A 20,275-nucleotide genomic window follows, 5' to 3' on the forward strand; every position below is an offset into this window, starting at 1 on the left:
TGAAAATAAATGCCTTGTATTTGACTGTTTTCCCTGCGTATAAAATAGATCACTTAATTAATGACACTGGTATTATTACCGTTATATTAGTCGTTCTCGGCATTCTATAATTTTAAATTTTACCCAAACCACCTCAAAATGCGAATTTCAGTTGGCATTAAAAGCAATTTAAGCAATTTAAGCAAGCCATTGATTGCAAGTAATAGAGATTCTATTATTAAAATCTATAACGCAGTATAATCGCTTTTAAACCAGCCCTTTGGGCTTTTCACAAGCAGTTACTCTCATCGTTATTATTTCTTAAAAGAGACTATTCTTGCAAAGTAATGCTTTGATATTAAGTACCTTTGAAACGCTGAACTCTGCATCTTGAGGTAGCTTTGATATAAACATAATAAAAGAGGCATCAAAAGCTTGATACCTCCTTTACAGCAATTAACGTGTTAGCGTTAGCAAATATTTAGCTACTGCTAAACGCGTTTCTTCGTCTAGATAGTTTTGTGGTGGCATCTCAGGGTAGTCTTCTCGTTTTTTGGTTGGACTAGCAATAAAGTCTGAAATACCTTGTGGGTTATCCATATATAGCGCTTGAATAATTTGAATTGGAGGACCAATCATACGTCCTGTATAAGTATGACAGCCAGCACAAACACCGTTATAAACCACTTTCCCTCGCTCAGATGGATCGATAATACGTGGTGGAACAGGCTCATCTAACAAGTAGGTATCAATTGAATCTGTATTAGTAAATTCACATTCTTTCCAACTATTAACCCCTACACTTACATATTGATGGCGGTTAATAATACAACTATCAGTACTTTTACCTACTCGAACAATATCAGGATTACCGCGTTTAAACTCAGTTAACATTAACGCTTTAACTTCATCAATAGTATCGTAACCATTGTTATACATAAGGTTATTTAATAACTTAACGCCATCTGGAGATGGATCAGATTCAGGATCAATCGTTACATTCGGCGCATTGCCATGATCAGTAATCAGTATACCCGCTGTTTTGTTTCCAGAAATTATATTATTTTCAACTACAACATCGTCTGCAGCCATTATTAAAATACCTGTTCCTGCTGGGATACCACCAACTGTAGAACCAGGCGCACCAAAGTTTTTATGATTATTATTTAAAATAAAATTGTTACGAATAATCACATCAAAAGTGGTTTTAATCGGTAAGCCTGGTGTAATAAAGGCTAAAATACCACCTGTGTTATTATAAACATTGTTATTTTCAACGATGGCATGGCGAGAGTTTTCAATTTCAATTCCAGCAACACTTGCAAACACCTCGTTATGCGAAACATGAATATTGTCACTCATGCCAACATAAATAGCGGCGTCTTCAATACCAGAAATGATATTAAATTCGACAATACCATTTTTGCCAAGTTGAGGGAAAATGCCATACACCCCAGTATCAACGATTATGTTATTACGGATCTCAAAATTATTACCTGCCTGCCCCATAATGCCATTACCTTTATATTTGGTAATAACAAAATTTTCTATGACAAAGTTATTACCTGAATATAAAAATGCGTCATTTAATATACCTTCACCATCAAGGGTTGGACGTTTACCTTCTTTGATTACGCCAATAATTCTAATATCATCTTTATCAACATATACGGTTTCATGGTACGTGCCAGGCATAACCTGAATAGTATCTCCAGGTTTTGCGGCAATCACTGCATCCATAATCGTCTCGCCGTCATTTACAACATGCACTTGTCCAACAACGGTTCTTTCGGCTGCAGCGCCTTTATTGACACCTTGCAGTGCATCAGCATCAGCTGACTTATCGTAGCCACCTTCATAGCTTGCTCCACCTGTACTGCTTGTGATCACTGGGGTTGAATTTTGGATACTACCAAAATACATACCGCCGGCAAAAGCACCTGCGACGAGTATTGCACCTATTATTTTTCCTGAGCTCATATTATTCCCCACTTTGCGTTATAGCATTTTCATTATTATGATTTAATTTTTGTTGTGTACGTGCTGCTTTTGATCTTTCTTGATATTTTTCATCTATTACAGGTAAACCTGAAGGAACCTGTTGAGGTATGCGTGGTGTTAAACTTTCATCGGTTAACGTGCCTAAAAAGGTAACGATTAAATCTAATTCATCATCTGTTAGGTTAGGCTCAGATATATGCCAATGTATTAGCATTTCTTCGCCTTCAGGAATCGAGTTACCTCTACCATCATTATAAAATTTAACAGCCTCTCTAAGATCTTTATAACGTCCAGAGTGCATATAAGGCCCTGATTGAGTAATATTTCTCAGTGTAGGCACTTTAAATGCCCCTTTTAATTTAGGTGCGTTATAGGTTTTTTCTGCCCCTATATCTAATTTACGACCTTCTGGTTCAGGACTACCTATAACCGCAATTTCATTATTCGTAAATAATGGCGGTTGATGACATTCGGCGCACCGAGCAACAAACGAGCGAAATACGTTCAAACCAGCAATTTCATCTTTAGTTAGTGCTTGATGATAACCATGCGCATAGCGATCATAACGGCTATTTAATGAGATTAATGATGTTTGAAATGCAGTTAGCGAGGTATAGATTTGCTCAAGTCCTATTTCTTGCATGTCAGGATATGCTTGTGCAAACAGCTTCACATAGGTTGGCGTTGACCTAATTGTAGCAAGTAGTTTTTCAGGAGTATTACCCATTTCAAGCGGGTCATAAAGCGGCCCTAAGGCTTGTTCTTCTAAACTTTTAGCTCTAGCATCCCAAAAGAATTTGTCGACAAAAGCTACGTTCCATAAAGTAGGGGCCGAGCGAGCTATTTTTTCGCCCGTAATGCCAATGCTTCTATCTAAATTATCACTAAAACCTTTGTCAGGTTGATGACAACTAGCACATGAAATAGAACCATCTTTTGACAGTGCAGGATCAAAAAACAAATACCTTCCTAAATCAATTTGTGCAGGAGTAAAGCCATCTCTATGGGGCGGTAAATTTGTTTGGGTGCCACCTAACCCTTTATTTTGAACCGAGGTATAGAATTGGTATTGCGTTAACAAGCGACATACACCTTGCGGGGTTAACTCAAAGCTCGGCGGGCAATGCTTGGCTAAAGTAAACTCACTTTTGCTAAGGGTGTTATTATTTTCACCCTGCCATTGCTTTGCACTAACAACATTATTAGCCAGTAATACATGAATAGTAAAAACAATAACTAGACTTTTAATGACCTTCATAAGTACCTACTCTTGATTAGCAATATAATGCAAAATATCTTCAAGTTCTTGGCCCGACGTTGTTTTAGCCATCATCGCCATTTGACGACCGAACTTATCCTCGGGGTGAGTTCCTCTAATACCCTGAGTAAAATTAAGCATTTGGCGCTTTAAATACTCGACACTCTGGCCAGATAACTTAGGCGCATTCATTATTTCATTACCTTGCGCCTGCCCGCCATGACATGCCCCGCATTTACCTTGGTAGTATCGACTACCATTTTTTAAATCCCCTGTAGTATTCTGTACCTGTGATATAGCAGGTAGCGCCGCTAAATAAGCACTAAGTTCGGGAACATCCTTGTTAAAGTTGAGTTGTTTACTAATGGCTACCATTTGCATACCTAAAGTATCTTTATTGTGAGAGCCGCGAAGACCATTAGCAAAATTGTGTAATTGACGCGTAATATAACTTGCTGACTTACCAGCAAGTGAAGGTGAATTAAGCTGTGCATTACCTTGCGCTTTATCTCCGTGACAAGCTATACATTGCCCATAAGACTCTGGCATTTTATTAGCAACTGCAACTTGGCTGAGCGCACTCAATATAAATACTATTGTAGTGAGAGATAAGTGTCGGTTATACCTGTTATTTTTTTTACCAGTCAAAATATTTATTAATGAATTATTAATAGAAAAAATATAGCTATTCATACAGAAGTCACCCTATAAATGAAGTAACCACTATAAAGAGAGAAAAGTAAAATAGCTGACGAATTATAAAAAATAGCTGACGAATTCTGCTAAAAACCTAATAAATAAGGCATTAAAGTATATTAAAAAATATAAAATCAAATAATTTTAAATAATTACTGTGTTGAAAATTAAATTAGCACAAAGTTTTGGGCAAAAAAAAACGAGCTATAAAAGCTCGTTTTATTGTAATACCAATCTCACTAACTATGTGATCATTTCTACTGGGTAAAATTGGTCACTTAATAAATGAAACTGGTATAATTTTTTTAAATTAGCTATTAACGCGAGTTTCTGCAATTGCAGTTAATTCAGATGAAGTAATTGAAGAAATAACTTCAGCAACTACTTGCTTAGGTAACTTACTGATAATCATCGCACCAGTGTCGTTAGCATTTTGGTTTGCTGCAAATGCAACTAAGTTCATGCCATTACACTGAACACCGCTAAAAACTGAACGAATTTTTAATTTGTTTGTTTTTAAGAAAGAACGTAAACGTTGCTTGTCGTCTGCTGCAACATAGTCGCACATAGTTTGTGCAATGTTAGAAGCAGAAGCTTTTGGAGCAGTTACGATAGTAGTTAAAGATAATGCAGCGATAAATGTAGCAACAAGTAAGTTTTTCATTAAATAACCCTTTAAAATAAATCTATAAAATATAGTAAAAGAAACGGTTACAATTTTTACCTGTGCCCACATCAAAAGAGAAGTGGTTACTTGCCGAGGTAACTCCGCTGTCGTAGGCTTTGCCCTTAGACCGGTAGTTTTGCGTAGCACTCTTTCAAGCACCTTGCCGTTTCTAGCTGCGCGCATTATACGTTTAAAAAATAACGAGTCAATCATTTATTTCACACGCTTTTTTATTTAATGATAAATTCACTAGAGCAATGATAAAAAAGTCATTACACTGAGCCATAAATATAAAAATACACGTAAATATTGCTCTTTTATCCAAAACGTTACACAAACAGGAAGATAAATTAGCTTGCGTACTCATCGGAATATAAACTTAAGTTGTATGATTGCTAAACCAAGTTACCAACAGTCTAAAAATGCCCTAGTATTAACCGGTGGTGGCGCAAGAGCTGCATATCAAGTTGGCGTATTAAGTGCGATTGCAAAGTATGTACCGCGCCATCATGCTAGCCCCTTCCCTATTATTTGCGGAACTTCAGCTGGCGCAATTAATAGTACTGCATTAGCATGTTATGCATCGTGCTTTCATCTAGCAATAAAAAAGCTTGAATGGGTATGGAACAACCTAAGTACCAATAGAATTTATTATAGCGATCCGGTACGCGTTTTCGGCCATTTAATTAATGGTGCTTTGGCGAACTTTCAAGCCGACTATGCTAATAAAAAAGCCCATAGTTTATTAAACAGTACCCCGTTACGAAATTTATTAGATGAAGTTATCGACTTCAGACGAATTGATGTCAACATTATGAAAGGCTATCTAAAAGGGATTTCTGTTACAGCTTCAAGCTATTCAAGTGGTGATTCCGTTAGTTTTTACCAGTCACAATCAAGTATAGCGCCATGGTATAGAGAAAAGCGATATGGAAAGCCTACCCAATTGAGTGCTGAGCATTTAATGGCTTCCGCAGCTATACCCTTAGTCTTTCCATCAATAAAAATTAAAAAAGAACATTATGGTGATGGCTCTATTCATCAGCTTTCGCCATTAAGCCCTGCTATTCACCTTGGCGGTGAAAAGTTGTTTATTGTTGGTGTAGAGCAACCCCAAGAACCACTACATTCAAAAGAAAACAATCCACATCCTCCAACAACAGCTACGATCGCAGGCCATTTACTCGATGGTATTTTTTCTGACACTCTTCAAAGTGACTTAGAAAGGATGAAGCGCATTAATAAAACAGTATCATTAATTCCAAAAGAAGTTAGAACCCAAAACAAAGGCTTAAAAAATATTGACTCAATGCTCATTAATCCTAGCCAAGATTTTAACGCCCTGGCTGTTGAGCACTTTGCGGAACTACCGCTTTCACTACGTATACTATTACGTAGTATAGGTATAAGCAATGACTCTGAATCAAGTTTAATTAGCTATATATTATTTGAAAAAAACTACTGCAAGCGATTAATAAAATTAGGCTTTGAAGATGCCATGGAACAAGAAACTCAGATCCGCGAATTTCTTAATTTAAAATAATTAGCCTGGCTTTTTAACAATAATTTCAATCGGTGTTAATGCGTTACTGCTAATTTGATCAATTAAATGGCTAAATTTTAGCTTAGCATTATCTTGTATTAAAGTGTGTAGACTTAATAAGGGCTTTACTCCGTTAGTTGCTATCTTTCCCGATTGTCGCTTAAAGTAATCAAGCGCAAAATCTTTACGAGAGTTAATTGCTACAACATTAAATCCTACCGCTTTAAGCTTTCTTTGATATGAATCAAGACTTGATAAATAGCTAGTGTCACTAGTTGAAGCCCAAGGTAAAGGGTAATTGACTGTATCTTTATTAGTTTTCATTACATCATAAATTAAAAATAACGAATTTTCCCGTAAACAACGAAACACATCCGCAAATAATGCCTGTTTATCAGCAACATTCATTCCGACATGGAGCATAGTCACACCATCAAAGCTATCATCAGCAAAAGGAAGGCTTGTCGCACTTGCTTGCAGTAAGTTGATACGCTCAGCAATGCCAAGTTTTTGATTAAGTACCTGAGCAACCTTAATATATTCGGCAGTTAAATCTATCCCTGTAACATAACTAGTATAGTGTGACGCAAGGTAACGAGTAGTACCACCAAGCCCGCAGCCTATGTCTAATAACTGTGCTTCAGCTGCAAACGTAATGCCATTCAATAGTTGAGTGGTAGCTTCTCTTCCACCAATATGAAACTCATCTATTGCAGTTAATTGTTCAGCTGAAACTGAATCGAGCGTGTGTCCTGCTTTACTTAACGCTATTTTAATGGCATTTAACAAGTTACCATGAGTATAGTGATTGGCAATGTTAACTTCACTAATCACTTGTTAACTCCCTTCCTGTAAAAAACGTTCTATAAGCTCAACTCTACGAGGCTTACCTCTTACTATTAAAGTGTCCTGTGAGCAAAGTATTGTATTGTCATCTGGATTTTCAGTTTCAGTATCACCGCGGTGTAAGGCAACAATAACAATTCTACGCGGATCAAAGTTTAATGCTTTTATCGACTGACCACAGGCGAATGAGTCATCATTCAAATGAATAGCATGAGCAAACTCTATTCTGTCAATAGCATCAGGGCTAAGGTTGGTATTTTCACCTTGGTAAAAACCATGTAAATGATTGTAATGATTTTTACGTTCAGTTTGCACGCGTCTATAAATTCTAGAAAATGGAACACCAGTTAACGACAATACCTGCGAGACTAACATTAAACTGCCCTCTAAACTTTCAGGAACCACTTGATTTGCCCCTGCAGACTGCAAAGCAACCAGTTGATCATCGTTTCGAGTACGAACCAATATAGGTACATTTGGTGATAAAGTTCGTACTTTACGAATAACTTCTAACGATTGTTTGTCTTCTCCAAAAGCAATAACAACTAATTTAGCCTCACTTAAATTTGCCGCTTCCAATAGCTCTTTTTTACGTGAAGAGCCAAATAAAATGTTCTCTCCCGCATCTCTAGCTTTACTCGCTCTAAGGGGGTCCATATCAATTGCAATAAATTCAATATTTTCTTGTTTCAAAAAGCGGCTAACTGTTTGTCCAATTCGCCCAAAGCCACAAATTATCACATGATCTTTTAATTGCGTATTTTCAGGCAACTGCTCTAGATGCTCAGTATTAGCTACTTTATCGTTGCTTAGCCACACTCCTAATGTACGTGCATGTTCGATCATAAACGGGGTAATCGCCATACTAATAATTCCAACACCAAGCAATATTGAAGAAACATTTGTTGGTAATATCTGTGTTTGATTTGCTAAAGCAATTAACACAAAGCCAAATTCTCCCATTTGTGCCAACATTAGGCCTGAAGCCCACGCATCTTTTTGCTGAGCGCCTGCCATGACCGAAAGTTTTTGAATAACAAAAACCTTAACAGCCATAAAGCCAACTAATATCGCTAATATTTGAAAAGGAGACTCAATAAGCACATCTATATTGAATTTCATACCTACAGTAACAAAAAACAAACCCAATAAAATGTCTCTATATGGACGAATATCAGCTTCTAACTGATGTTTATATTGACTTTCACCCAACATAATACCCGCAAGAAATGCCCCTAACGCCATAGACAAACCAAACCACTGTGTTAATGCCGATGCTACTAGCGTAACCAGCAGCGTTGTTAAAACAAAAAGCTCATCAGTTCGTACTTGCGCCACTAAGGTAAACAACTTTGGTAACAGCCACTTGCCGGTCATTAATAAAACGGTAACAACAACAACACCTTTAACCAGCGCAATGAGTAAAGCTAACAGCATTGAGGTATCTGAATCTTGTGCAAACATTGGAATAATAATAAGTAGCGGCACAACAGCAACATCTTGAAACAGCAAAACAGCTACAGATATTTGGCCCGATTTTCGCTTCATCGAGCCAGTTTCACTCAATTGCCTTATGACAATAGCGGTTGAAGATAATGCTAAAACACTACCAATAACAAAAGCACTGGCAAAGCTCTGCCCAGTTAATAATGCAATAATAATAAACACCACTAACGAAATAGCGACTTGCAAACTACCAACAGCAATTACAAGGTTTCGCATTGCAAGTAGCTTAGGCAATGAAAACTCTAACCCAAGCGTAAATAATAAAAATACAATGCCAAGCTCAGCAAATTTGTCATAGTCAACATGCTCATGTGCAAAGGCAAAGCCATGCTCACCCACTAGCATCCCTGCTACTAAATAAGCAAGAATAGCTGGCAAATGTAACCGTCTAAATAGCCAAACAATCACAACGGCACTCATCAAAATTGCAAGTATTTCAATATGACTTGACACTATTCACCTTTTTAAAATTTTGGTACGAAAATGCTTAATTAAAATAAGCAGGAAGAAGATCTTAATAATACTAGTGCGTAATAAGTATAACGCTATTTTTTGTAGCATTATAAATATATCTCTTTTTTTCTCCTTCTTTTACTATGTTATAAGCCATAGGTTTAGCTTGGTAATGTCCCGAATAAGAAAGGCATGAATGGCAAAGGTAGTCGGCAAGATATTGCCGTCAAGCTAATGACAGTATATTCCCAAACAAAAAATAAACATTAAGCAACTGAAAAGTAAGTAAAATGTAAATCTAAAAAAATAAAAATTATAGGTACGCTAATTGCATTTAACAACTATCCATGTTGATAGGTGACCATATGCAAACATTAAACTTAGTCGAAAATAGTAATGTTGATTTTAATGCGTTTAAGCTATTTGATACACGAGATCATAAAAATAACTATCGTAAATTAGCGTTAGCTGAACAACTTCAAACTACGTTAGAGCTTGATCATTTACTAAATATTTTTGCCATGGAAGCTGCAAAATTTGTCGATTTTTCAGGATTGTACTTCAAACAAGCTGATGTAAGAGCATCTGCCCGTGGGAGTAAAGCTGGTAAAAAAGAGCGTATTTTTGAGCTTAAACTCAATAACCGCTATTTAGGTACATTAACTTATGCGATTAATTCTCCAATTAGCATCACTAATCATACTGTGCTAAAGCAGTTGCATAAATTATTGGTACACCCCATTAATAATGCGATTAAATACCAACAAGCATTAAAGCTAGCAATGGAAGACGGCTTAACAGGCTTAGGTAATCGACGTTATTTTGATCAACAATTAAAACGAGCTATGCACCATTCAAACCGTCAAAAGTCTCGCTTAGGTATTGTTGTGAGTGATCTCAATAAGTTCAAAGCTATCAACGATACCTATGGACATAACATAGGTGATGATGTGCTAGTTGAGTTTGCAAATGCATTACGCAAAAGTACACGTGACTCTGATAGTTTATTTCGCTTCGGTGGTGACGAGTTTGCTATTATTGTTGAAGATGCTAGTGAGCAGTCATTACACATTATTGAGCGTAGAATTGAGCAAGCCATTAGCAACAATGCGCTACTTCATCAGTACAAAGTAACTTGTAGCTTAGGTTATACTTTTATGAATCGTGCCGATAATGAGAAAAGCCTATTTGAACGTGCAGATAATATGCTTTATACGCGTAAAATGAATATGCCAAAAACATTAACAGTTGTATAAACTAGTGCTAGGTAAAATGAGCACTAGATTAAGATAACCAGAAGTTAAGTTAATTCTTTAAGCGCTATATTACGCTCGTGAGTTGATGCGTCCACCATTACTCGGCAGAACCGTATCGCTGTAGAAAATCTCTTATTACCTACCCTAGCTACTGCTTGTGCTAAGTAGTCACTATTTAATTTAAACACTAAACTATAGTGCTCTATAGCTTGTTCGATAGAAGGGTAAGTCGTACCGTCAAAAGTAAACGGTTCTGGTGTGCACTCGCTACTATCAATAACAACACCGTTGATCACTAAAGGCCATTGAATAAAATTTACACGAGCTTGAGCAACTTCATACATAAACCAAGCACTTCGTTTAAATGACTCAAAGTTACCACCTTCAAACTCACTATTTTCTAACTCATCCTTTGTCCAATTTAAGCCTATCGCCAGATCTTTACGGTAAGTATTAAGTAAAAACACTTTTACATCGTGCGCAACCTGCCAAATATCATCAGCTTTAGACTTATGCCCAGCTTGGGCACATTCTTTACACGCGTTTAGTTTTAATTTTGGGTGTTGGCAATTAAGCACTAAATGATAACGATGAGGAAATGCAAAAACTCTTGCAGACGGTTCGCCACAAAACCAGCACGAATGCCGGTATTTAAAAGGGGCTTCTACAACAATATATTCTAGGGAGTTATTCATGTTAGACCAAATCAAGCTAAAGTGTAATTTATCAGTGTTATCTTCGCTTTTGCTTTATAGTACCTTTAGCATTTTTCGGCGATCTTAATGGCTTTTTAGCAGCTTTTTTAGGTGTATTTGAACTATCACTACGTTTTTTAGCGAGTGCTTGATTCTTATCTTGGGTTACTTGATAGCGACTTTTCTTCTCCACAACTTCAGACTGTGCTTCTTGTTGATGAATAATTGGTGTTGACTTATTTAGCTCATAACCGGGCACAATAATACGCTCAAAAGTTCGCCCAATTAATTGTTCAATGTTGTCTAAAAACTTTTCGTCTTTTGGACTAACCAACGAAATTGCAGTGCCTGATTTACCCGCTCGACCTGTTCGGCCAATACGGTGAACGTAATCTTCAGCTAAAAAGGGTAAATGAAAGTTAATAACATATGGAAGATCTTCAATATCTAGGCCTCGAGCAGCGACATCAGTAGCAACCAACACCCTTATTTTACCTTCAGAAAACTGCTCTAGGGCTTTATTTCTTCCGCCTTGAGAGATATCTCCATGACATAATGCTGCTTTAATCCCATCAAGTTTAAGTTCTTTAGCAAGTATATTTGCACTTTCTTTAGTGCCAGCAAAAACAAGTACTTGTTTCCAGTTATTTACACCTATTAGCTCTGAAAGTAGTTCTCGTTTTCTTGCTTCGGCAACCCAGTATACAGACTGTTTAACTTTACCTGATGTAGCATTCTGCTTAGATACTTCAATCGTTTTAGGTGTATGAAGTACTTGTTTGGCTAATAGTTTTACTTTGTTAGAAAACGTGGCAGAAAACATTAAAGTTTGATGTTTTTGCTTGATAGCGGCAAGAATACGCTCAAGTTCAGTTAAAAAGCCCATATCAAGCATACGATCAGCTTCATCAAGAACTAAAAATTTAACATGTGATAAATCAACATGACGCAAAGCCATATGCTCTAAAAGCCTGCCCGGTGTTGCCACTAAAACATTCACACCTGTTTTTAGCATTTTAGTTTGTGCCGGCATATTTACACCGCCATAAATGGTGCCCGATGAGATTGATAAAAACTCACTATACGTCGTAATATTTTCGCCTACTTGCTGAGCAAGCTCACGAGTTGGTGTTAATATTAATGCTTGCAGGGTATTACTCGAACCAGAAACAGCATCAAGAATTGGCAAACTAAACGCGGCCGTTTTACCTGTTCCTGTTTGCGCACTGGCAAGAATATCGACACCTGAACGAATGGCAGGAATGGCTTGTTGTTGTATCGGGGTTAGGTTTTTATAACCGCAATTCTTTACCGCTTTAAGTAAATTTTCCGACAAACCAATGGCATCTACACTCATTCAACTACCTTTATTAAAAACAATAACAAAAAGCGATTATAACAGTATTCACATTACAGGTGACATAATAATTATGCCTTGTTGCTCCTTACTTAACCTGAGCTCGGGATAATGAATGTGCGAAAAAACAGAAAAAGTAATATTACACAATGCTTTAAGTTGTTTCTTCACAAGTTCTAAGTGCATTTTTACTAGCAATGCTATAAGTTTTGTGTAAATCAAGGCTGATTTTTCTACCTAATAGCCTGCTACTAGTAGCAAATTAACGGTTTTTTAGTTTCAGACAAAAGCCAAGTACCTACGTCCATGCAGGTAACGCAGATACGCGTAAAAATCTTAGTTTTGGTGTACTTAGCTTATCCCGAATTCAGGTTACTTAACATTGTCACCCCAAACATCCTTACTTAAATGTAATGATTTATGCTGCTGAGCATTAGGTTTGTATGTTGGTAACTGTCCTTTAGCCAATTGCTGATGATAATCTTTAGTAACAGCAACTACTACTTTAGTAAGTAAAAACAATGCGGTAACGTTAACTACCGTCATTAAACCCGTTGAAAGATCTGCCAACGCAATAACTTCAGGCAAGCTAGCCACCGAACCAAACACTAACATTGCCAAAAAGCCAACACGTAAAAACCAATGTCCAAGTAAATTATCTAAATTTAAATACTTCAAGTTATTTTCTGCGTATGCAAAGTTAGCCACTATCGAAGTAAAACCAAAGAGCAATATGGCCACAGTGATGAAATCACTGCCCCAGTCTCCCACTTGAAATGCCAACGCTTGCTGAGTTAATTGTATGCCTTTTATCTCGGTACCATGACCATCAAAAAGTAATATTAAAAAGGCGGTGCATGAACATATTACTATTGTGTCGAAAAACACAGCTAACATTTGAATATACCCCTGAGAAACAGGGTGTGGAGGATACGGTACAGCCGCAGCTGCAGCATTAGGTGCACTGCCCATTCCGGCTTCATTGGAATACAGACCCCGCTTAACCCCTTGCACAATAGCGGCTCCAACTAAGCCACTTCCAGCTTCTTTTAACCCTAATGCCGAATTAATAATATCCATAATAATTGCAGGTATTAATTCAATGTTTTGGCCAATAACAACAATACAGACAATAAAATAAGCTAACCCCATAAAAGGAACAGTAAGTTCAGCAAAGCGGGCAATATTTTTTAAGCCCCCCATAATAATATAGGCCGTGGCTAAAGTGATAATAACGCCCGTTATCACAGGATTAATACCAAAGGAGCCGTTAAAGGCATCTGTAATAGAGTTTGCTTGCACTGAACTAAAAACAAAACCGTAACCAAAAAATAAACATAAGGAGAAAACCATCGCTAAATGACGGTTTTTTAACCCCTTACTCATGTAGTAAGCGGGTCCACCTCTAAAGTTACCATTACTGTCTTTCTCTTTATACAATTGCCCAAGAGTGCTTTCAGCAAATGCAGTAGCCATTCCTACTATCGCTATTAACCACATCCAAAAAACAGCACCTGCTCCACCTAACGAAATAGCAACAGCAACTCCCATCAAGTTACCTGTGCCAACACGAGCCGCAAGCGAGGTGCATAACGCCTGAAATGAAGAAATACCATGTGCGTTTGACTTTCTACTCGACTTTAACAAAGTAAACATATGGAAAAACTTTGTTAACTGAATTGCTTTTAGGCGAAAGGTAAACCAAATACCACAACCGGTAAGTAAATAAATTAAAACACTGCCCCATAAATATCCGTTTACTGTACCAACCCACTGCTCGATAAATGTCATAAAATGCTCATGTTGTTAATTATTTACATAAAAAAACCAGTGGTATTGCAACCACTGGTTTATATTTGATGAAATACCAAATAACTTGTCTAATTCCTTTATGTATAAGAGTCTATAACGACTAACAATTTATCTAAAGTGCTTTTGAAATTTTTTCAACTGAATCTTTCGCATCACCAAAAAGCATCTGACTATTGTCTTTAAAAAATAACGGATTCTGCACACCAGCATAACCAGTACTCATAGAACGTTTAAAAACAACCACATTTTTAGCATGCCAAACCTCTAATACAGGCATTCCAGCAATCGGACTTGTTGGGTCTTCTGTTGCAGCTGGGTTAACAGTATCATTTGCTCCTATTACTAGAACGACATCAGTTTGTGCAAAGTCATCATTAATTTCTTCCATACCTAACACAATATCATATGGGACCTTTGCCTCAGCAAGTAACACATTCATGTGACCTGGTAAACGCCCTGCTACAGGATGAATTCCAAAACGCACTTTTATGCCTTTTTCAATTAATTTTTGAGTTAATTCATACACGGGGTATTGTGCTTGAGCAACTGCCATTCCATAACCTGGTGTAATAATGACAGACTTAGCATTAGTCAACATTTCAGCAACAGCTTCTGCTTGTACTTCAACATGCTCACCATAGTCTGTATCAGTATCAATAACCACATCTGTGCCAAAACCACCAGCGATAACACTGATAAACGATCGATTCATCGCTTTACACATAATATAAGATAAAATTGCGCCAGATGATCCCACAAGGGCACCTGTCACTATTAATAAGTCGTTACTTAGCATAAAACCTGCTGCCGCTGCAGCCCAACCAGAATAAGAGTTAAGCATAGAAACCACTACGGGCATATCTGCACCACCAATAGAGGCAACTAAATGCCAACCAAACACTAAGGCGATCGCCGTCATAAAGTAAAGTGCATTATCTGAGCCCCCCGCTTTTACAAACGCTATCATCAGTGCAAACGAAACAACCCCAGCAAGTAAATTAAGTTTATGACGATGCGGTAACATTAACGCTGACGAACTGAGTAAGCCACTAAGTTTTGCATAAGCAACTATCGAGCCCGTAAAAGTAACCGCACCAATAAAGACGCCTAAAAACACTTCGGTTAAATGAATGTTATGCGCGACTTCTTGGCTATCGGTTAGCATTATCTGTGCGGCGGGGTGAATACCAAAATAGCTGTTAAATCCCACTAACACCGCGGCTAAACCAACAAAACTATGTAAAATAGCCACAAGCTCTGGCATTTGTGTCATTTCTACTTTATTTGCTAAGCGTAAACCAATAACACTACCAATAATCATGGCAATAATAATCATTAATACATTATCAACACGAGGGTCTGCAATTGTAGCCAGTAAAGCAATAGCCATACCGACAATACCAAACCAGTTACCGGTTTCAGCTGTTTTTTGCTTACTTAGTCCAGATAATGAAAAAATAAATAATAAAGCGGCAATGATGTATGCGGCCGAGATAAAACCTTGTGAAATTTCCATGTCAGCCCCTTACTTTCTAAACATTTTTAACATACGTTTAGTGACTACAAAGCCACCCACGATGTTAATGGTTGCAATTAAAACAGCTATTGCTGCCAATACTTGTATAACAATATTACTACTTCCAATTTGCAGTAGTGCGCCCACAATAATGATGCCAGAAATTGCATTAGTGACACTCATTAACGGGGTATGAAGTGAATGACTAACGTTCCACACCACGTAATAACCAATAACGCAGGCCAATACAAATACTGTAAAGTGAGATAAAAAGTCAGCTGGGGCAACACTTGCCACCCATGCAAAAAGTAAAGCACCTGCGCCCATAAACACATACTTCTTATTACTTGGGGCGGCAGTGTCTTCCTCGACTATTGCCGGTTTAGTTGTTGCCTTTGATTTTACTGGCGCGGCGCTTACTTGAATAGGCGGCGGTGGAAAAGTAATTTCATCGTCTTTAACAACCGTCATATTACGTATAACTTGATCATCAAAATCAATAATTAATTGACCATTTTTGTCTTTGCAAAGTAACGCTAATAAATTAACTAAATTATTAGCATAAAGTTGTGATGATTGATTAGGTAAGCGCGACACTAAGTCGGTATAACCAATAATATGAACGCCGTTTGCATTCGTTACTTTGCCTGCAACGGTTAACTCACAATTACCTCCGCCAGCTGCTGCTAAGTCAACAATTACACTGCCTGTTTTCATTGAAGCAACCATCTCAGCCGTGATCAATTTAGGTGCAGGTTTGCCTGGTATCATCGCGGTGGTAATAATAATATCAACGTCTTTAGCTTGCTCTGCAAATAATGCCATTTCAGCGTCAATAAAGGCTTTACTCATTTCTTTAGCATAACCGTCGCCAGCACCTGTATCTTCTGGCTCTTCATAATCAAGTTCAAGAAATTCTGCTCCCATACTTTCAATTTGCTCTTTTACTTCAGGCCTTGTATCAAAAGCGCGTACAATAGCACCTAAACTACCTGCCGTACCTATTGCAGCTAAACCTGCAACACCCGCACCAATTATCATAACTTTAGCAGGGGGCATTTTACCTGCAGCTGTAATTTGCCCTGTTAAAAAACGACCAAACTGATGAGTTGCTTCAATTACCGCACGATAACCTGCAATATTTGCCATTGAACTTAATGCATCCATTGACTGAGAGCGTGTCATTCTTGGCACCATTTCCATTGCTAAACTCGTGATCGATTTAGCTTTTAACAGGTTAAGCAGGTCAGGGTTCGTTGCAGGTGCTAGAAAGCTGATCAATGTTGCTCCTACTTTCATTTGCTCAACTTCATCTAGGGTTGGCGGATTAACCTTTAAGATGATATCTGCTTGCCAACATGCTTTTTTAGCAACAACTTCAGCATGGGCAGCGATAAATTCATCATCATAAAAACTCGCTTTGGTACCAGCACCTTTTTGTATTTGAACCGTAAAACCAAGTTTTATTAATGATGTAACTGCGCTAGGTGCACAAGCCACACGGTTTTCACCTTTGAGAGTTTCCTTGGGGATTCCAATGATCATAAATCACCTATTTTATTTATTATTATGAATAAGAAATTATCAGTAATTTCAACAGTAAACTTTACCAATTGGTAGGTAGCGCAAGCTATCTGTGCGTTAATTAGTATCGATTGTTGTATCATTAATTGATGATTATTCATACAAAAAAGAAGGCTAAATAGGTTAAATACTCTATATATTGATTATAAATTTTAGTGATACAGGTTTGAGATATTTTAGAGGGATAAAAGCTTTGCTTAACTTAAATTTTTATAGTTATGAGGGGGAAATGCGCCAACATCACGGTTTAGTGGCGCGTATTTAATCAACTAGATTACCTGTTAATCAATATCGTTTAGCGGCCAGAGCACAATGTAATCTTCAAAAAAGTCAAGATCGACCTCGTTATCTTTCACAATTTTGCCGCGCACCGACATGCCCGCTTTATGCATTGCTGATTTTTTTCCTTTATGCAACAAAGGATGCCAAGACGGTATACCTCGCCCCTCTTTTAAACGACGATAAGTGCAGCTAGGTGGCATAAAAAACACACTGTCAATATTATCTTGTGTAAGCTGAACACAATCAGGTACTAGTGTTGTACGCTTATCGTATTGGGTACATTGACATGTTTTATCATTAAGCAAATAACAGGCAATATTGCTGTAATTCATTTGCTCACCTTCTTCAATGTACGTTGTTGGCATTAACTCTGAGTCATCATCATTGTCTTCATCATCAATAAACTTATGTAAGCAGCACTTAGCACATCCATCGCACAATGATTCCCATTCGTTACGCGACATTTGCTCTAAGCTTTTACTTTCCCAAAAAGGTATTTCTTTTATAGTTGTACTCAATGCTTTATTCCTAAGGTTTATAGGGAGTGTTGACCTTTGATTTTAGCCTCTACATAGACTTTTTCTTACAATAACAAGTTAAAAGTAGCACTATGTAGTATTCCATTTTAACTAGCTTAAGCGCTGTTAGCTTGAAAACAGCACTTAAATAATTAATGAGTAGAATAGTTAATTGGTGGAAACTTAATTCGGTCAGACAAATGCCCTACCGAGCTAACAAAGTAATAAGATAAATTCCAATGCATTAAGCTTTTATAATTATCATAAGCTAAATACGCTCTGCCTTTTTCGCCGTCTGGAAAAACCAACGCAGCTGTAATATCAACTTTTGGCAAGTCTGTACCGTCAACTCTTCTAACACCAAGTGTTTGCCACTGAGCTAGTGTTTTTTCGGTATTTTTCCAAGCAGCCAACCATTGCTTACGCCCTCCTGTTTTCTGTGGAATAGCCAAAGAGTTATCAAAACCTTTAGGTAATTTAACTTGGCGGCCCCATGTTATATCACTATTCCAACCTTCTTTTTTAAGATAATTCGCCATAGAAGCGAAGACATCTGCTTGATTTCCCCAAATATCTTTCTTTCCATCGCCATCACCGTCTACCGCATAAGCAACAAACGACGTTGGCATAAACTGATTTTGGCCCATTGCTCCGGCCCAAGAGCCTTTCATATTTTCAACGTCAATATGCCCTTCATTTACAATTGTTAATGCTGCCCATAGCTGTTTTTTGAAAAAAGCTTCTCTGCGTCCTTCATAGGCCAAAGTTGCTAAAGCAGAAACTACATTGTAATTTCCCATGATCTTGCCAAAGTTTGTTTCTAATCCCCACAAAGCAACAATAAAGCGAGGTTGAACACCGTATTTTTCGGCAATGGTATCAAGTAAAATTTTATGAGTTTTATATTGGTGTCTAGCCTGTTTAATTTTCCAGTCTGGTACACGCTTGGGTAGGTAGGTATCTAATGTTTCTACTACTTCAGGCTGGCTTCTATCTGCTTTAACTGCGCGTTTATAAAATTTAGCATTAGCAAATGCTTGATCAATAAATTCAGCAGTAAAGCCTTGCGCTTGAGCTTCAGTTTTTAATTGTTCCACATAAAGTAAAAAATTAGCCTCGTTTAATGGTGGCTTACCTTCTGGCTCAGCTTGTGCAAACGCTTGCACACTAAAAATACCACTAAATAAAGTCAGTAATATTACAACGAATGAATGTGATGAAATAAGTTTAATGTTTTTAATAGAATTCATATATTTACTAGTTTAATTAACGTTATAACTGATCGAGCTTTAATTCTGCTCTATGTGTTTTTAATAAGTCTTCTTCAGGAGGTGGAAGCTGCAAATAAAACCCTTGAGAAAGTAAATTTTCTTGTACTTTGTCAAGATCAGCTAAACCCAGCTTTGTTTTAGTCGCTAAATTAATAATAGTGACTAGTGTTGGCGTACCAAACATTTCTTTTAACGCTTCAGGCACTGCTGTAAAGTCATTGCGTTTTTTAACAAAAAGATAAGTTTGTGCTTTTTTGGGGCTTTTATAAACCGCGCATAACATAAATAAGAACCTTGATTGTAGATAACAGATTGATGATACCAATGTTGGATATAACACAATATATCATGCCCTATTTTTTATTGAACCTATAACGCGATGAATATTCATTTTATTAACAGGTGTACTCTACTTTTCTCCGTGGTAAAATCAGCACTATCTTAAGCAATACGCTTACCTTTACTAACAATATTAATGGATTGAACTTTGGATAACCCAACCCTAGAAATTGAATTAGCTACCCAGCCCATTGAATTATGCAAATTACTTAAAGCGGTTGACCTAGTTAGTGGTGGCGGCGAAGCTAAAATGGTGATCAGCGAAGGCTATGTCTATCTTAATGGCGTGTTAGAAACCCAAAAGCGTAAAAAAATTTACCATAACGACCGCATTGAGTTTAATGGCGAATGTATAATAGTGATATGTCATGCCCCTGTTGATGTAAAACCAATAAAAATAGAAAAAACTAAAAAACGCGCATCTGAAAATAAAAAAGCGGCGAACGCAAAAAACAAAAACGCTTCACGCAAGAACCAAAGCACTAACGTAGAAAATACAAATAAACCAGTTACCGATATAAGCGGTAACAGAAAACCCATTAACTTCTAGCTTTTATCTGTTACGCGCTGTTCATCCTAATTTACTAACGTCTTGAAGTAAAAAATTAGGAAAGCGATTAGGGCGTGTTGATCTTTGCTGTACATTTTTGCAGCGATTTATTTGGTGTTTATACAAGGCTGAACTTATGTAATGGG

General features: G+C 37.3%; 17 protein-coding genes and 1 riboswitch. Of the genes, 3 read left to right on the forward strand and 14 right to left on the reverse strand.

From position 1 onward, the window contains the following. Positions 1-435: 435 nt before the first annotated feature. The 4 genes from QUD79_RS09810 to QUD79_RS09825 form a co-directional block, all read right to left on the reverse strand. Positions 436-1,959 carry a parallel beta-helix domain-containing protein gene (locus QUD79_RS09810; protein ID WP_184423261.1) on the reverse strand — a complete coding sequence of 508 codons (1,524 nt, stop codon included), beginning with the start codon at positions 1,957-1,959 and terminating at the stop codon, positions 436-438. A 1-nt stretch (position 1,960) separates the two neighbouring features. Next, positions 1,961-3,238 carry a cytochrome-c peroxidase gene (locus tag QUD79_RS09815; protein ID WP_184423258.1) on the reverse strand — a complete coding sequence of 426 codons (1,278 nt, stop codon included), beginning with the start codon at positions 3,236-3,238 and terminating at the stop codon, positions 1,961-1,963. A 6-nt stretch (positions 3,239-3,244) separates the two neighbouring features. Further along, a complete protein-coding gene (locus tag QUD79_RS09820) occupies positions 3,245-3,931 on the reverse strand; it encodes a c-type cytochrome (protein WP_184423255.1) in 687 nt (228 codons plus the stop codon). 313 nt (positions 3,932-4,244) lie between these two features. Then, on the reverse strand, positions 4,245-4,598 hold the full coding sequence (locus tag QUD79_RS09825) for a DUF3718 domain-containing protein (protein WP_184423254.1): 354 nt from the start codon (positions 4,596-4,598) through the stop codon (positions 4,245-4,247). A 94-nt stretch (positions 4,599-4,692) separates the two neighbouring features. After that, positions 4,693-4,776: riboswitch (cyclic di-GMP riboswitch) on the reverse strand. A gap of 213 nt (positions 4,777-4,989) precedes the next feature. Here QUD79_RS09825 and QUD79_RS09830 point away from each other — a divergent pair. After that, the gene (locus QUD79_RS09830) at positions 4,990-6,144 is read left to right on the forward strand and encodes a patatin-like phospholipase family protein (protein WP_184423252.1); all 1,155 of its coding nucleotides are present in this window, start codon (positions 4,990-4,992) and stop codon (positions 6,142-6,144) included. Here the strand turns inward: QUD79_RS09830 and QUD79_RS09835 are convergent, their stop codons facing one another. Together QUD79_RS09835 and QUD79_RS09840 are read right to left on the reverse strand one after the other, a co-directional pair. Continuing rightward, a complete protein-coding gene (locus QUD79_RS09835; protein ID WP_184423250.1) occupies positions 6,145-6,978 on the reverse strand; it encodes a class I SAM-dependent methyltransferase in 834 nt (277 codons plus the stop codon). It abuts the gene before it with no gap. Positions 6,979-6,981: 3 nt separating this feature from the next. Then, complete coding sequence (locus QUD79_RS09840; RefSeq protein WP_286287925.1) at positions 6,982-8,949, reverse strand: monovalent cation:proton antiporter family protein; 1,968 nt, start codon at positions 8,947-8,949, stop codon at positions 6,982-6,984. A 365-nt stretch (positions 8,950-9,314) separates the two neighbouring features. Here QUD79_RS09840 and QUD79_RS09845 point away from each other — a divergent pair, with 365 nt between their 5' ends. Beyond that, positions 9,315-10,205 carry a GGDEF domain-containing protein gene (locus QUD79_RS09845; RefSeq protein WP_246454894.1) on the forward strand — a complete coding sequence of 297 codons (891 nt, stop codon included), beginning with the start codon at positions 9,315-9,317 and terminating at the stop codon, positions 10,203-10,205. A 44-nt stretch (positions 10,206-10,249) separates the two neighbouring features. Here the strand turns inward: QUD79_RS09845 and QUD79_RS09850 are convergent, their stop codons facing one another. From QUD79_RS09850 to QUD79_RS09885, 8 genes are all read right to left on the reverse strand, one after another. Further along, positions 10,250-10,900, reverse strand: a complete 651-nt coding sequence (locus QUD79_RS09850; protein WP_184423247.1) for a hypothetical protein — start codon at positions 10,898-10,900, stop codon at positions 10,250-10,252. A 37-nt stretch (positions 10,901-10,937) separates the two neighbouring features. After that, entirely contained in the window at positions 10,938-12,257 is a 1,320-nt protein-coding gene (locus QUD79_RS09855) for a DEAD/DEAH box helicase (protein ID WP_184423245.1), read from the reverse strand. Between the two features lie 372 nt (positions 12,258-12,629). Beyond that, positions 12,630-14,048 carry an alanine/glycine:cation symporter family protein gene (locus tag QUD79_RS09860; protein WP_184423242.1) on the reverse strand — a complete coding sequence of 473 codons (1,419 nt, stop codon included), beginning with the start codon at positions 14,046-14,048 and terminating at the stop codon, positions 12,630-12,632. A 133-nt stretch (positions 14,049-14,181) separates the two neighbouring features. Beyond that, positions 14,182-15,579 carry a Re/Si-specific NAD(P)(+) transhydrogenase subunit beta gene (gene pntB / locus QUD79_RS09865; RefSeq protein WP_184423286.1) on the reverse strand — a complete coding sequence of 466 codons (1,398 nt, stop codon included), beginning with the start codon at positions 15,577-15,579 and terminating at the stop codon, positions 14,182-14,184. Positions 15,580-15,594: 15 nt separating this feature from the next. Further along, on the reverse strand, positions 15,595-17,130 hold the full coding sequence (locus QUD79_RS09870) for a Re/Si-specific NAD(P)(+) transhydrogenase subunit alpha (RefSeq protein ID WP_184423240.1): 1,536 nt from the start codon (positions 17,128-17,130) through the stop codon (positions 15,595-15,597). A 320-nt stretch (positions 17,131-17,450) separates the two neighbouring features. Further along, positions 17,451-17,969 (reverse strand): YcgN family cysteine cluster protein, encoded by a 519-nt coding sequence (locus QUD79_RS09875; RefSeq protein WP_281401806.1) that lies wholly within the window; start codon positions 17,967-17,969, stop codon positions 17,451-17,453. Positions 17,970-18,121: 152 nt separating this feature from the next. Continuing rightward, positions 18,122-19,219: a lytic murein transglycosylase gene (locus QUD79_RS09880; protein WP_184423238.1), complete on the reverse strand. Its 1,098-nt coding sequence runs from the start codon at positions 19,217-19,219 to the stop codon at positions 18,122-18,124. Positions 19,220-19,241: 22 nt separating this feature from the next. After that, positions 19,242-19,523: a YcgL domain-containing protein gene (locus QUD79_RS09885; RefSeq protein ID WP_184423236.1), complete on the reverse strand. Its 282-nt coding sequence runs from the start codon at positions 19,521-19,523 to the stop codon at positions 19,242-19,244. A 204-nt stretch (positions 19,524-19,727) separates the two neighbouring features. On the opposite strand from QUD79_RS09885, the gene QUD79_RS09890 reads away from it, so the two are divergent. Beyond that, the gene (locus QUD79_RS09890) at positions 19,728-20,129 is read left to right on the forward strand and encodes an RNA-binding S4 domain-containing protein (protein ID WP_184423234.1); all 402 of its coding nucleotides are present in this window, start codon (positions 19,728-19,730) and stop codon (positions 20,127-20,129) included. The last annotated feature ends 146 nt before the right edge of the window (positions 20,130-20,275 follow it).

Origin of the sequence: Thalassotalea piscium, assembly GCF_030295935.1 — a bacterium.
Lineage (GTDB): Bacteria > Pseudomonadota > Gammaproteobacteria > Enterobacterales > Alteromonadaceae > Thalassotalea_B > Thalassotalea_B piscium.

Coding starts and splice junctions, on each gene's coding strand:
- QUD79_RS09810 (WP_184423261.1), bottom strand. CDS start 1,959: ATGAGCTCAGGAAAAATAATAGGTGCAATACTCGTCGCAGGTGCTTTT.
- QUD79_RS09815 (WP_184423258.1), bottom strand. CDS start 3,238: ATGAAGGTCATTAAAAGTCTAGTTATTGTTTTTACTATTCATGTATTA.
- QUD79_RS09820 (WP_184423255.1), bottom strand. CDS start 3,931: ATGAATAGCTATATTTTTTCTATTAATAATTCATTAATAAATATTTTG.
- QUD79_RS09825 (WP_184423254.1), bottom strand. CDS start 4,598: ATGAAAAACTTACTTGTTGCTACATTTATCGCTGCATTATCTTTAACT.
- QUD79_RS09830 (WP_184423252.1), top strand. CDS start 4,990: ATGATTGCTAAACCAAGTTACCAACAGTCTAAAAATGCCCTAGTATTA.
- QUD79_RS09845 (WP_246454894.1), top strand. CDS start 9,315: ATGCAAACATTAAACTTAGTCGAAAATAGTAATGTTGATTTTAATGCG.
- QUD79_RS09850 (WP_184423247.1), bottom strand. CDS start 10,900: ATGAATAACTCCCTAGAATATATTGTTGTAGAAGCCCCTTTTAAATAC.
- QUD79_RS09855 (WP_184423245.1), bottom strand. CDS start 12,257: ATGAGTGTAGATGCCATTGGTTTGTCGGAAAATTTACTTAAAGCGGTA.
- QUD79_RS09860 (WP_184423242.1), bottom strand. CDS start 14,048: ATGACATTTATCGAGCAGTGGGTTGGTACAGTAAACGGATATTTATGG.
- QUD79_RS09870 (WP_184423240.1), bottom strand. CDS start 17,130: ATGATCATTGGAATCCCCAAGGAAACTCTCAAAGGTGAAAACCGTGTG.
- QUD79_RS09880 (WP_184423238.1), bottom strand. CDS start 19,219: ATGAATTCTATTAAAAACATTAAACTTATTTCATCACATTCATTCGTT.
- QUD79_RS09885 (WP_184423236.1), bottom strand. CDS start 19,523: ATGTTATGCGCGGTTTATAAAAGCCCCAAAAAAGCACAAACTTATCTT.